This is a genomic window from Sphingobacterium sp. UBA7253, assembly GCF_002472745.1.
Lineage (GTDB): Bacteria > Bacteroidota > Bacteroidia > Sphingobacteriales > Sphingobacteriaceae > Sphingobacterium > Sphingobacterium siyangense.
Genome location: NZ_DKSP01000047.1, coordinates 9,067 through 21,809 on the forward strand (window position 1 = coordinate 9,067; position 12,743 = coordinate 21,809).

Genomic DNA, 12,743 nt, shown 5'->3' on the forward strand with positions numbered 1-12,743 from the left:
GCCGTTTATCGAGGGTAGGCCCGCAGCCGACTGCTCTCCCAAAGTCTCCACTGATTTAAATAAGCCCGACTTCCAGGCCCATCTGCTCCCCTGTTCCTCTGCTTCGGATTGGATCAACTGAGGTATTTCAGGACTAGCGGCAAGAGTTTTAAGTCTTTTACTCATAACCCCGAAATGCAGCATGTCAAAATTTTTAAAATCCTGATCTTTCCAGTTCTTCAATCGGAAATCGCCATCTGCAGGATTCGTAAAGTTCAATTGAATAACACGACCATGTTTTTCTATGCCTTTCGCCCGATCCTTGTCTAGGTCATCCTGCCTTCCGTAGATATTATGGTCTACCTCTTCCCCCCAATACTTGACCTGTATATCCTGATGGGACTCCATCACAATATTATTACGGAATACATCGTGACTATTCTGAAACCAGACATGTGGATGAAAACCATTGTTGATCATCACATTGTTATACACTTTGCGATAAAATCCTTCTCTTAGTTTTAGTCCCCCACTTAAACAAAGATTGTTGTAAATTTCATAGTTGGACGATCCGTCGTCCAAATCAATATCCCAACCGTGATCACAGCGAAATCTATTATCATGAATTTTAGTTGTTTTGACTGCATCCAGCAATATTAAATTGGGATGTTTCCCCGTCAGTTCATCCATCTCCTTTCGATTGGGATGCCAAAATCGGTCGCGCCCCCATGAGTTGAAGGCTCCATGATCACTGGTTTCCAGGACTGTATTAAAAACATCATTGTAAGCTATCTCATGACCGCCCCAGGTTCCATCACCTACATTAATACCTGCTCGAGGCACATTGTAAATGGTATTATGCAAAATTCGTAAAGATTCAGCCATAGAGACCTGTACACCTGCTACTTGTTTTTCGATCAATCCAATGTTATGAATCAGATTGTCACTCGCCTCACAGTCCATAGGATAATTATCGGTTTTTGGCCCTTTGATGGTATCCATTTGGTCAAACGGAACAAATTTTTCATATCGAAATTCCGGTGAGCGTACTGCTGCTGGATCTCCTACAAAATTGATCGCTCCGGCACCGATCTGTTCAATCCGGTTGCCTTCGATTTTGACCCCGCGATTGTAATTATTAACAAATATTGCATTGCCACCCAAAGCGATAAAATCATTCGCGCGGAAGATACAGTTTTCCGCACCTTCAATCTTTACGGCTCCCTGTCGATAGATCGTCCAATCACTACGTAAGAGTGGTTCGCTTGTTTTCATAAAGGTAGGAGCAGTATACATGAAGCGAAGGCCACTAACCTCAATATCATGCACTGGTCTGGAAGATGAACCTGAAAGATAGATTAGATTTTCCAATTGTGGCGCTACAAACTTCAGCTGGTTGGGATCAACTCCTTTAGCAGGCATATAATACAAGAGTGCCTTCTCCTCATCCAAATACCACTCCTGAAAGGTATCGAGTTCTTCAAAGATATTTTCTACAAAGCGATAGGTCTCGTGCATTTTGCTGGGACGATTATTTTGCTGTCCACCTTCAAGTGTAACTGTTGATAAGCCATCTTTTCCGGTAATCTTATAATGGAATCCTCCCCAGCGACCAGCATACAAAGCATGTACAATTCCCCCCTTAGGGTTTTTCCAGGTTGCAACACGTTCGGGACTTAATGCATCTGCAGCATAGCCTTGAAATGGCAAGACAGTGGGGTCGTAGTTTGGATAACGTGCTCGGACAAGATGCTTATCATTAGCATATAGACTTTGGAAGTTTAATCCTCTTGGGACCTTAGCCTCCCAAATACCATGATCGCCCTGTTTCCATTTGAGGTTAAGCGATTTGGCACCACTCAGCGTAACTTGTGCTCCATCCTCAGCTTTAATCCGCAAGGGTTGCCTTCTTGTACCCGATATCCCAGCAGACAATTCAATCGGTTTATCCAGCTGATAGGTGCCTGCCATAAAGATGATTTCGATGCCTGGTGTATTTTTCCCTTGCTTCTGTTTTTCTACCGATCGGAATGCGGCTTCAGCTGTGGCATAGGGACTGGCCATAGTTCCTTGGTTTCTATCACTTCCTTTTGTACTGACATAAATACGTTTGACCGAGCCAGCCTGTTGCCCATGCACACTAAGCGAAGTGACACCGGTAAGGCCAATAAATAATAATTTAGGAAATAGCATACAAGATATCTTCATAATTTTAATCGTTCATATAGTTTTAGCTAGATTACATCGACTATAAACCTGCTATATAGTTAGGTCTATAAGTCCATAAAAATACAGTCGTTTGCTATGCACAAACGACTTTTTCAGTTCGTGTTTCATTCAATCAGATTTATATTTCACAAAACAATAGTATTTCGCCTAATTAACGAAGGGTCTATTGAATCACTTCACTAATCTGTACCTCTGGCGCAATATTCGTGTACTTTGGAAAATCTTCAGCAAACTTTTTCCCATTTTCTTTTAAAGGATCCTGATAGGCTGCAACAGCATCAAAATACAAATGGCAAATGGCCAAATAAATCGGACCTTCTGCTGAGCTACGTCCCGAAAGCCCTTTATCAATGGTTACGCCTTTCAGTGCTTTACCGTAAACTTTTTTGACAAGCGCAATATGTTTCGAGAGATAATAATCCCAATCAAATGTCTTTCCAGGTCCATTACGATAAAAAATCGATACCTTGATCATCCCTTTTTTATGAAAAGGTGGATCTGCCTTTACATTGCACTGAAAGCCCAACAGCATGGTTATCAAAACCATAACTAAAATGATCTTTGTTTTCATATTTGTTGATAAGTAAGATTAAATAACACTCTTTTTTCCAAAAACATTTGCCATGAGTCAACAAGCAGCGAATATTGCTTAGATTAGTTCTTTTTGCGCTCTGTGGCTGCTTTCAACAAAATTTCTTTACTAGCAACCGGCACGTTTCCGTTAGCATCAGGTCCAATATTGAGCAACAAATTTCCACCTTTTTCATTTATCTCTCGTAGCTTAGTATTTACTTCTGTGGGAGATTTCCAATTATTATCTGATTTTTTATATCCCCAAGAATTGTTCAGGGTATAGCAGGCTTCCCAATCGTAATCCAGTAATGCTCCAGGATGTTCTTGTTCAGGCGTTCCAAAATCTCGCTTAAATTGATCACGCTTTGCTACGCGGTTATTAATGATAAGAGAGGGCTTCAATTTGCGTAGATATTGATAAAGATCTTCTCCTGCGGCCATATCCCACCAGTTCACCCAGTCCCCATCAAACCAAAGGATGTCAGTATCATACTTTACAACCAATTCTTTCAATTGATTTTTCATGTATTGAATATAAGCAGCTTTCTGTTCTGGCTTGATGAGGATCTGGCCCCAATCTCCTTTACCATTGGGATCGACATATTGCGAATCGTGATGCCAATCGATAATACTGTAGTAGGTACCAAATCTGATCCCAGCTTTCTTACAAGCTGTGGACAACTCCCGCACGAGATCTCTTCCTTTCATTGGGGTCGAAGCTATATCATAATCTGTGTAGGGGGAATCCCACAGACAAAAGCCCTCATGGTGTTTGGTCGTCAGGACGATATACTTCATTCCAGCATCCTTAGCCAATTGAACAATACGATCTGCATTGAAGTCCTTGGGGTTCCATGTGTTAATCAGCTCCGAATAGGCTGCCTTCGGAATATTCATTTCCGATTGTATCCACTCGGCATATCCTTTGGTTGAATTCCCTTTATATATCCCTCCAAGTTGACTATAAAGCCCAAAATGAATAAACATTCCATATTTTGCTTCCCTAAACCAATGCATCCGTTCATCAAAATCCTTTTTGGATTCCTGTAAATTATTAACTTGGGCGTTTCCCATGTTCATAAACAACATGGCTAGTAGAGAAAGAATACAATGCGTTGCTTTTATCATATTTATTATAATTGGTTAATCCAACAAGCTCAAGCGGCTGTCGAATCTTCTATTGGTATCTTGCGCATTCGACAAATGCTAAACCATTCTGCTATTGCAAAATAAATATAAAAAATATGAACAACACTTTTTATTTATTGCAAAGAAGTTACGCTTAGCTTATAGGGCTATACCTGCCTCAATTTTACAAAAATGAAAACTTCCAAAGCAGCTTTTCAAACAGTCTATCTGCTATGAAATTTAATATAAATTCTTTCCAAAAAGGATTTATATTTAGTAAATATTTCATTAAAAACCATACTATAGATTGAAATTATGAGTTTAAAGACCTTAATCACAAAAAGTGCCGAGTATAACGACTGGGTTGTCAATAAATACATCAATTGGCTGGCTGATAAATCGGACGACCAACTTAACCAGGAGGTACCTTCAAGCTTCCCGACCATTTTGAAAACCTTAAACCACATCTTGCAGACACAAGAATATTGGTGGAGCCACATTTCAGAAAGCAATGATTTCGATTTTGAAAAAAAGCGAACCACAAAAGAAGAAATATTTGAAGCACTAAGAAGAAATTCAGTTCAACTTGTGGATTATGTACACAAGCTATCTGAGTTGGATCTTGAAAAAAATATCAAAGTGGAATCACCATGGTTTCAATGCGATTTCACAAAGTACGAATACATACAACAGCTGATCCTCCACGGAACATATCATAGGGGACAGATCGTTACAATGGGCCGAGCTATTGGAATTGCGGATGCCCCAATGACAGACTTTAATTATTGGAATATTTATAAAGATCAACAATAGGGATTCGAGCAGCGCTATGGACCAAATTACCAGTAAAGTACAAATCCGAGAAATTGTCGCAGCGGCGAAACAGCAAGGACAGCAATCCAGTATTGAATGCCTTATATTAAGCTTACAAGAGTGTTTACTGAAAAAGAAAGTTCGATTTCCACTTCTGGAGTTTGCGGCCAGGGAAATTATGCTACCATGGGCAATCAATGGTACGTCTGTGATATCATCGGCGAACGTGCCAATAAAATGAATACGTGATTTTCTTTGTGATAGTTATACATCAAGAAAGGCGAAGTCTACCATTAAACCTCGCCTTTCTTTATACATTTAATCTATATATAACCGCGCGCCCTCGGTTAGTGATCTTTTTTCATTGTTCCTTTTTCACGAAGATTAATATGCCAGCTAAAAGCCTCTTCTAACAAATGTGGTGTATGCCCTCCCCTTTTACAAGCGCGGTTATAATAGTCTGATAGCTGCTCCCTATAATCGGGATGTACACAGTTCTCAATAATTACTTTCGCTCGCTCACGAGGCGCTAAACCACGCAAATCTGCCAAACCATAATCTGTTACCAAAATATCGACATCATGTTCGGTATGATCTACGTGAGAAACCATAGGAACAATATGAGAAATTGCATCCCCTTTAGAGGCTGCCTGTGTAACAAAGATGCTCAAATAAGCATTACGTGCAAAGTCACCCGATCCACCGATACCATTCATGATATTTGTTCCCGAAGTATGGGTAGAATTTACGTTTCCATAAATATCAAACTCTATGGCTGTATTAATTGCTATAATTCCCAAACGTTTGATCAGTCCAGGTGTATTGGAAATGTTCTGTGGGCGCAATACAATTTTATCGCGGTATCGATCCAAATGATCGAACACTCTTGAATAACACTCTTCCGAAACAGTAATTGAAGAAGCAGAAGCAAAATCCAGTTTTCCAGCATCGATAAGGTCAAAGGTACTATCTTGCAACACTTCAGAAAACATCGTTAGATTACGGAACTTACTATGTATAAATCCAGTTAGAACAGCGTTAGCTACTTTTCCAATACCCGCTTGGAGGGGCATCAAGCTTTCTGACAAATGACCTAGCTCTACTTCATTTTCGAAAAACTGTAAAATATGCTTCGCTATCGCTGTAGTTTTGGTATCCGGTTCAGCAATATCGGCTGGGCTATCAAGCTCATTCGTAAACACAATTCCCACCACCTTGCTTGCGTCCAAAGGAATAGTTTTACGCCCAATTTTATTTTCAGGTGCTACAATCGGAATAACATTACGGCGAGGGTAATCTTCTGCTTGGTAAATATCATGTATCCCTTTAATCGTCATCGGTATCGCAGTATTGACCTCCAAAATAACCTGCTTAGCCAATGCAGCAAAAGTAGCCGAATTTCCCACAGAAGTCGTTGGAACAATACTTCCGTCTGATTCTATTGCTGCTACTTCCAAAACAGCAATATCCACCTGAGGCAAATTCTTATTGTGCAGCAATTCGGCTGTTTCGCTTAGATGCTGATCAATAAACAGCACATCCCCGGCATTAATTTTATTACGTAAAATACGATCTACCTGAAAAGGCATCCGCTTGGATAGTGCCCCCGCTTCCGCCAATTTACCGTCTGTTCCATGTCCCAACGAAGCCCCAGTAATCAAGGTTATTTTCAATGGATCCACTTTTGCACGTTCAGCCAAGGCTGGTAACACAACCTTACTGTCTCCAGCCTTAGTAAAACCACTCGATCCAACGACCATTCCGTTTTGAAATAGCTTAGCAGCTTCTTCCGCTGTAATCACTTTATCATGTAAGCTTTGAACTTTTATTCTTTCGTAAGCCATATTGTTATAGTTTGATTTTATTCCATTATTGTAAACTTAAGAAATTGAAACCTATATATTTCCCTTATTTGTAAAGTTCTTTGTTATATTTTCCCACCTCTTAACCAAACAATTTTAGCATTTTTTTAAACTGCATATTTATTACCATTCGACACAAAATTATCCAAACGAGACTAAAAAGACACAACTCGCTACAAATCAAAAATATACAACAAATCATAATAAAAAAATATTTTATATCACACTGATCGATAATATATATCACACTGATAACAAACAACTTACAATAACAAAGGCAAAACTAAAGTAAGTAAAGACTAACTCTCTCGTCGATTAATTGCCATTTTAACGTAAGCATACACTCACTTTCAAGAAGTAAAGGTGGGGTCTAGTAAAAAAGTCTTACCTTTGTGACATAGTATTATAGGTTAAAATGAATACACAAGATATAACGACAGATGCTAAATATGTCAACCGTTATTATATGACGGAAGTAGACTCATTTGAAGATAGCATTTACTGTCACCACGCCATTATTGCAGAGAATCATATTTCCGAACATTGCCACGATAAGGACCAATTTTTATATACAGAAGGCGGTGTCGTATTTGTTAAGACAGAGGAAAAATCATATTTTCTACCTGCCCGACATTATTTGTGGATTCCCGCTGGAATAAAACATAGTATTCATCCAAGTACACCGGAGGTCGTTATGCGTAATTTGTACTTTCCCAAAACCAATAATGACGCACCCTTCTATAGCAAAATGGGAATCTATCCAGTAAATGATCTTTTGATAGAGCTGATTATGTTTACCAACCGCTGGAATGGCAATATCTTTCCGGTCGAAGAACCTAAATATAGTATCGCTACAGCATTTAAACTTATCTTGCCGGAATTATCGCTGCATGAGCTTCCATTGGCCTTACCCTATCCTAATCATCAGAAATTAAAGGATATCGTTACTTACCTCGAAGAGAATATAGAGGAAAATGTCAGCTTTAAAAAACTTGCCGGATTATTTAACATTAGTGAACGTACATTAGCCAGACTATTTCAAAAAGAATTAAATATGTCTTTTATCCAGTACTACACGATTCTCAGAATGCTGACTGCTCTTAAGCTCCTTTTAGACGAAAAACTAAGTGTAAATGAAGTTGCACTCAAAGTTGGATACAATAGTCTCCCCACCTTTAGTAACACATTCAATAAGGTCGTCGGTATCCGTCCAAGCGAATACGTCAAACAAAAAGAATTGCTTATTTAAAAATGTTTACCTAATTTAGGTCAATAAACCTAATTCAGGATGAAATTCAAACATATCATTTATAGTGCTGGAATTTTATTGCTCAGCACTTCTTTATTTGCCAAATCTCAAGATAAGAAACCCAAACCCATTCAGTTATTTAATGGGAAAGATCTGAAGAACTGGACCCCAAAAATCAGAAACCACAAAGTTGGGGATAATTATAAAAATACATTTCGTGTAGAAGACGGTTTACTCAAAGTAAGATATGATGGTTATGATAATTTTAATTTTCAGTATGGCCATCTATTCTACAATAAAGAATTCTCAGCTTATTTATTGCGCGTCACTTACAGATTTGTTGGTGAACAGGTAAATGGTGGAGAAGGTTGGGCCTGGCGTAATAGCGGAGCCATGCTACATGGACAGGATCCTAATACCATGGGGGTGGATCAAGACTTTCCAATATCGATCGAAGGGCAACTGTTGGGTGGAAATGGCAAGGACGAACGGACCACAAGTAACCTTTGTACACCAGGCACAAACGTTGTAATCGACAATAAGCTATTTACACCACATTGCATCAGCTCAACATCAAAAACCTATGCTGGAGATCAATGGGTAACTGCTGATTTCTTAGTATTGGGAGACTCACTTGTGCAGCATATCCTTGAAAACAAGGTCGTATTACAGTATAATAAACCCCAAATTGGTGGCGGCAATGTAAGTGGTTTCGATCCTAAAGTGAAAAAGGATGGTCAGCTTTTAAGTAAGGGGACTATTTCACTGCAGAGTGAGAGTCATCCCATTGACTTTAAAAAAGTGGAACTTTACGATTTAGAACCTTACATGAAAGATCCCAACAAATTGAAAAAGGTCATCGCGGAGCTACTTCCAAATTTGCAACAATAAAAAACACTCCAAGTCAGTTTTAAAATAAAAAAGCATCGAATATCGATGCTTTTTTATTTACCATTCGCTTGGAAAGAGAAATCCAAAGTATATAACATAAAGAAAAGGGATACAGCGAGCTGTACCCCTCTATATCTATACGAAAAGCTTACGCTAAACCGTTAACAAATTTTGTTAACTTAGATTTGTTGTTAGAAGCTTTTTTCTTGTGGATCACATTTTTCTTTGCCAAACGATCAAGCATAGAAATTACGCGTGGTAACAATGTTTTTGCTTCTTCTGCAGAAGTAGTGTGACGTAATTTTTTGATTGCGTTACGTGTAGTTTTTGCTTGGTAACGGTTTCTTAAACGTTTAGTAGCGTTTGCTCTAATTCTTTTGATCGCTGATTTATGATTTGCCATTTTTTTTAGCTAATTTTTATTCAATTTTTTCTTGTAATTCGGACTGCAAAAATAACACCTTATTTTCAATATTCAAAATCTATTTTATTTTTTAGGTTTAGTATATTTGCGACATGCAAAAATTATCGATGGATGAACTTCAACGTACAGATGTTGAATCGTTTAAAAAACAAGAAAAAACTCCTATCACAATCGTTATGGACAATGTACGGAGCATGCATAATGTAGGCTCGGCCTTCCGTACTGCAGACGGATTTGCTATTGAAAAAATATACTTGTGTGGCATTACGGGCACACCTCCCCATCGCGAAATCGAAAAGACCGCCCTCGGGGCTACTCAATCAGTTGCTTGGGAATACCACAAAGATACCACAGCTGTTGTTGATCAGCTTCGGTCAGAAGGTTATGTCATTATTGCCATCGAGCAAGCAGATGATAGTGTTATGTTACATCAGTTTGAACCAGAAAATGACAAAAAGTATGCATTGATTTTTGGAAATGAGGTCAATGGAGTAGATGAAGATGTCATGGAAAAAATTGATACCTGCATCGAAATCCCCCAATACGGAACCAAACATTCCTTAAATGTATCTGTCGCAATTGGCATTATTCTTTGGGATTTTATCCAAAAACGCAATTTCAATTAAAAATTTATCAATAAAGGTCACATTCCTATTCACATTGCTTCCATTTTAGAAAGCAAAATAGTAGATTTGTGTGCAAAATTTAAAGAAGAAATGAGTGTATTAGTTAATAAAGATTCAAAAGTAATCGTTCAAGGTTTCACTGGAAACGAAGGTACTTACCATGCTACTCAAATGATTGAGTACGGAACAAATGTAGTTGGTGGTGTTACTCCTGGTAAAGGTGGTCAACAACACTTAGACCGTCCTGTATTCAATACTGTGCAAGATGCAGTTGACACTACAGGAGCTAATGTTTCTATTATTTTTGTACCTCCAGCATTTGCTGCAGATGCGATCATGGAAGCTGCCGCTGCTGGTATCGAAGTGATTGTTTGTATTACAGAAGGTATCCCAACAAAAGATATGATCCAAGTAAAATCTTACTTGAGCGACAAAAACTCTCGTTTGATCGGTCCTAACTGCCCAGGTATCATCACTGCAGGCGAAGCTAAAATCGGTATCATGCCAGGATTTATCTTCAAAAAAGGTAATGTAGGTGTTGTTTCTAAATCAGGAACTTTAACTTACGAAGCCGTAGATCAAACTGTAAAAGCAGGATTAGGTATCACAACAGCAATCGGAATTGGTGGTGACCCTATCATTGGTACAACAACGAAAGAAGCTGTTGAATTATTAATGAATGACCCTGAAACTGAAGCGATCATCATGATCGGTGAAATTGGTGGTGGAATGGAAGCTGAAGCTGCTCGTTGGATCAAAGAACACGGTACTAAACCTGTTGTTGGATTTATCGCAGGTCAAACAGCGCCTCCAGGACGTCGTATGGGACACGCTGGTGCAATTGTAGGTGGTGCAGATGACACTGCTGCTGCAAAAATGAAAATCATGCGTGAGTGTGGTATTCGTGTTGTTGAATCTCCAGCTGAAATTGGAAAAGCAATCGCAGAAGAATTGGCTAAATAATTAGACCATCGAGCATATAAAAAAAAGGGAATCAAATTTGATTCCCTTTTTTTTATACCTAATAATTAGATGACAACATTAACTAGACATTGCTTCGTCTGCCGACGGTCCATATAAGCCCGGTACAGCAATATCCAATAATCGCAAATAAACAGTCAACTGACCACGATGATGAACGATATGATTATTGACAATAAAACGTATCGCTCCCGCTCGTGGCAAACGGGCAATCTCATGGTCCCCAGCTTTAAGCACCCATTCATTAAACCAATCCAATTCGGCGATATCCGCTAGTGTTGCCTTGTTCTCTTCCAGTCCAAGAGTGAGGATTGTTTTCAACTCTTCGACAGAGGATACTTTGAGAGGCTTATAATCTACTTTAAAATCAAATACGTCCTTTGGTATTGCCTTGTGTACCCAGTTATGTAACTCGACAACATGAGCAGCCAATTCGCCCAAACTCATCGATTTTTCGTGCGGGCGCCAATCCAATTTATCGTCCGGTATCCGATCTAGAATACGTTTGGTATTTTTTGTTTCGTGATCCAATTCGATCAAATAGCTCTTTTTGATACTCATATAAATACTAGTTCATTAATTGAAAATCTTTTAATACGGTAACAGCATAGGGGAATTCCACTGCCTTATGTGCTGCTGCTCGCGCAATTTCTCCCTCTACATAGGTTACTTTGAGCGGTAAAAATGTATTGTTCAGTATATTTTCATGGAATAACGCCTCATACCAGGTACAGGCAGCAACGAAACGTCCATAGTTCAGATTTAGGTGATAACCATCACGTGTAAAATTATCCCCCACAAAACTCGAACGTGCATTCTGAACAGCTGTACCCGAAGGAATCAACAGATCGAAATTACCCCAGTTAAACACCTCTTGCGAAGTATTGGCAATAGCCCTATACATACTATCTTGGCTACGGTTATAACGAACAAAACCTTCATGCGATGAACCGTTCTGATATGCCCAAGTTTGATGCAATATATACTTAGTTTCAGGAAATAGAATATGTTTTGTTACATAATCATATAAAGGTGGCAGATCCTTCGCATACGAATCATAATCTCCTGATAGCGGACTTGCTTGCTGAAAGCTAATATAATCCCAAGCCTCATCGATAAGCGCTTCAGATAAGCGCTCATTTGCTTTCTCGGACATTTGCCCGTCAAGATTTATTTTCCGGTAGCGATAAGCTGGCTTATCATCTTTTGCGTTACTTACATGTAAACTTAGAGGAGCTCCCCCAATATAGAGATTGCCGATCACTATCTTTTTCTTGCCGGCTTTCGCCAATTCATATAAATTCTGTTCAATAGCATCTTCCGAGAAACTATTACCGATGGCCAATATTCGTAGCACACCATCATCCAAAGACTTATTTTGCGCATTTAATCGATTATTCCTCAAAAAGAATACGATTAAAAAACCAAAAACCAATACCTGTTTTACTTTTATCATCATATAATGCAATAACAACTAAATTAGATAATATCTCGTAGAAATACGAATGATATACCTAGAAAGGGAGATTTTCTCCCATCTGTAAGTTATCGAGACAGCAGCTGGGACAGGGATATCTGCTCATAAAACTTAATAATAGTGGAAAATAGCTGTATAACATGTAATTCTGATAGCTATATCTTTAACCACTACCAGTATACTTCCCAACAGTCAGATAACATATAAAATTAGTTATGACAAGTAACTACTGCAAGGCCAATTGATATACTGCAATACGATACAGACGAAAAACAATATAGCTTGACAAGGCTAGTAGCAGGACAGGAGTATTCCTAAAATCATTACGAGTAGCTCTTGCTGTACTTGTCGATATGCAGCTATAGGATACTGCTGAAAAGCAATAGCGTTTGACAAGGCTAGTAAAGGATAGTTGCGGAACAGCTTCCGATGGAGCAGGCTCACCGACGGTCCTGTGCTGCGATAACCACTAGGCGGAGGATAGGCAATGGCCTGTACATGGAAATACGGA

At 38.9% G+C, this 12,743-nt stretch carries 13 protein-coding genes; 5 read left to right on the forward strand and 8 right to left on the reverse strand.

Going from position 1 to position 12,743, the window contains the following annotated elements:
- From B2X72_RS04420 to B2X72_RS04430, 3 genes are all read right to left on the reverse strand, one after another.
- The coding region (locus tag B2X72_RS04420; protein ID WP_286848392.1) for a right-handed parallel beta-helix repeat-containing protein at positions 1 to 2,187 on the reverse strand (2,187 nt) is incomplete at its 3' end.
- A 184-nt stretch (positions 2,188 to 2,371) separates the two neighbouring features.
- On the reverse strand, positions 2,372 to 2,779 hold the full coding sequence (locus B2X72_RS04425; RefSeq protein WP_286710366.1) for an EthD family reductase: 408 nt from the start codon (positions 2,777 to 2,779) through the stop codon (positions 2,372 to 2,374).
- An 83-nt stretch (positions 2,780 to 2,862) separates the two neighbouring features.
- Positions 2,863 to 3,909 (reverse strand): alpha-L-fucosidase, encoded by a 1,047-nt coding sequence (locus B2X72_RS04430; RefSeq protein ID WP_145328160.1) that lies wholly within the window; start codon positions 3,907 to 3,909, stop codon positions 2,863 to 2,865.
- A 315-nt stretch (positions 3,910 to 4,224) separates the two neighbouring features.
- On the opposite strand from B2X72_RS04430, the gene B2X72_RS04435 reads away from it, so the two are divergent.
- Positions 4,225 to 4,722 (forward strand): DinB family protein, encoded by a 498-nt coding sequence (locus B2X72_RS04435; protein WP_145328159.1) that lies wholly within the window; start codon positions 4,225 to 4,227, stop codon positions 4,720 to 4,722.
- Between the two features lie 347 nt (positions 4,723 to 5,069).
- On the opposite strand, the gene B2X72_RS04440 is transcribed toward B2X72_RS04435, so the two are convergent.
- On the reverse strand, positions 5,070 to 6,566 hold the full coding sequence (locus B2X72_RS04440) for an acetyl-CoA hydrolase/transferase family protein (protein ID WP_145328158.1): 1,497 nt from the start codon (positions 6,564 to 6,566) through the stop codon (positions 5,070 to 5,072).
- Positions 6,567 to 6,999: 433 nt separating this feature from the next.
- Here B2X72_RS04440 and B2X72_RS04445 point away from each other — a divergent pair, with 433 nt between their 5' ends.
- Together B2X72_RS04445 and B2X72_RS04450 are read left to right on the forward strand one after the other, a co-directional pair.
- Entirely contained in the window at positions 7,000 to 7,833 is an 834-nt protein-coding gene (locus tag B2X72_RS04445; RefSeq protein WP_075991193.1) for an AraC family transcriptional regulator, read from the forward strand.
- Between the two features lie 39 nt (positions 7,834 to 7,872).
- Positions 7,873 to 8,724 (forward strand): 3-keto-disaccharide hydrolase, encoded by an 852-nt coding sequence (locus B2X72_RS04450; protein ID WP_075991192.1) that lies wholly within the window; start codon positions 7,873 to 7,875, stop codon positions 8,722 to 8,724.
- A 148-nt stretch (positions 8,725 to 8,872) separates the two neighbouring features.
- Here the strand turns inward: B2X72_RS04450 and rpsT are convergent, their stop codons facing one another.
- Positions 8,873 to 9,127, reverse strand: a complete 255-nt coding sequence (rpsT, locus tag B2X72_RS04455; RefSeq protein ID WP_046671646.1) for a 30S ribosomal protein S20 — start codon at positions 9,125 to 9,127, stop codon at positions 8,873 to 8,875.
- A gap of 113 nt (positions 9,128 to 9,240) precedes the next feature.
- On the opposite strand from rpsT, the gene B2X72_RS04460 reads away from it, so the two are divergent.
- A complete protein-coding gene (locus B2X72_RS04460) occupies positions 9,241 to 9,774 on the forward strand; it encodes an RNA methyltransferase (protein ID WP_070564659.1) in 534 nt (177 codons plus the stop codon).
- 90 nt (positions 9,775 to 9,864) lie between these two features.
- Complete coding sequence (gene sucD, locus B2X72_RS04465) at positions 9,865 to 10,737, forward strand: succinate--CoA ligase subunit alpha (protein WP_070564656.1); 873 nt, start codon at positions 9,865 to 9,867, stop codon at positions 10,735 to 10,737.
- 78 nt (positions 10,738 to 10,815) lie between these two features.
- Here sucD and B2X72_RS04470 read toward each other — a convergent pair whose 3' ends face one another.
- From B2X72_RS04470 to B2X72_RS04480, 3 genes are all read right to left on the reverse strand, one after another.
- Positions 10,816 to 11,316: a DinB family protein gene (locus B2X72_RS04470; RefSeq protein WP_145328157.1), complete on the reverse strand. Its 501-nt coding sequence runs from the start codon at positions 11,314 to 11,316 to the stop codon at positions 10,816 to 10,818.
- 7 nt (positions 11,317 to 11,323) lie between these two features.
- On the reverse strand, positions 11,324 to 12,214 hold the full coding sequence (locus B2X72_RS04475) for a DUF4886 domain-containing protein (protein ID WP_244294465.1): 891 nt from the start codon (positions 12,212 to 12,214) through the stop codon (positions 11,324 to 11,326).
- A gap of 309 nt (positions 12,215 to 12,523) precedes the next feature.
- Positions 12,524 to 12,743 (reverse strand): hypothetical protein (locus tag B2X72_RS04480; protein ID WP_286848395.1); only part of this gene is annotated, 220 nt, incomplete at its 5' end.

Excerpts from the sequence above, each read along its gene's own strand:
- rpsT (WP_046671646.1), bottom strand. The coding sequence starts at position 9,127 with ATGGCAAATCATAAATCAGCGATCAAAAGAATTAGAGCAAACGCTACT.
- B2X72_RS04470 (WP_145328157.1), bottom strand. The coding sequence starts at position 11,316 with ATGAGTATCAAAAAGAGCTATTTGATCGAATTGGATCACGAAACAAAA.
- B2X72_RS04475 (WP_244294465.1), bottom strand. The coding sequence starts at position 12,214 with ATGATGATAAAAGTAAAACAGGTATTGGTTTTTGGTTTTTTAATCGTA.
- B2X72_RS04445 (WP_075991193.1), top strand. The coding sequence starts at position 7,000 with ATGAATACACAAGATATAACGACAGATGCTAAATATGTCAACCGTTAT.
- sucD (WP_070564656.1), top strand. The coding sequence starts at position 9,865 with ATGAGTGTATTAGTTAATAAAGATTCAAAAGTAATCGTTCAAGGTTTC.
- B2X72_RS04430 (WP_145328160.1), bottom strand. The coding sequence starts at position 3,909 with ATGATAAAAGCAACGCATTGTATTCTTTCTCTACTAGCCATGTTGTTT.
- B2X72_RS04450 (WP_075991192.1), top strand. The coding sequence starts at position 7,873 with ATGAAATTCAAACATATCATTTATAGTGCTGGAATTTTATTGCTCAGC.
- B2X72_RS04435 (WP_145328159.1), top strand. The coding sequence starts at position 4,225 with ATGAGTTTAAAGACCTTAATCACAAAAAGTGCCGAGTATAACGACTGG.
- B2X72_RS04460 (WP_070564659.1), top strand. The coding sequence starts at position 9,241 with ATGCAAAAATTATCGATGGATGAACTTCAACGTACAGATGTTGAATCG.
- B2X72_RS04425 (WP_286710366.1), bottom strand. The coding sequence starts at position 2,779 with ATGAAAACAAAGATCATTTTAGTTATGGTTTTGATAACCATGCTGTTG.
- B2X72_RS04440 (WP_145328158.1), bottom strand. The coding sequence starts at position 6,566 with ATGGCTTACGAAAGAATAAAAGTTCAAAGCTTACATGATAAAGTGATT.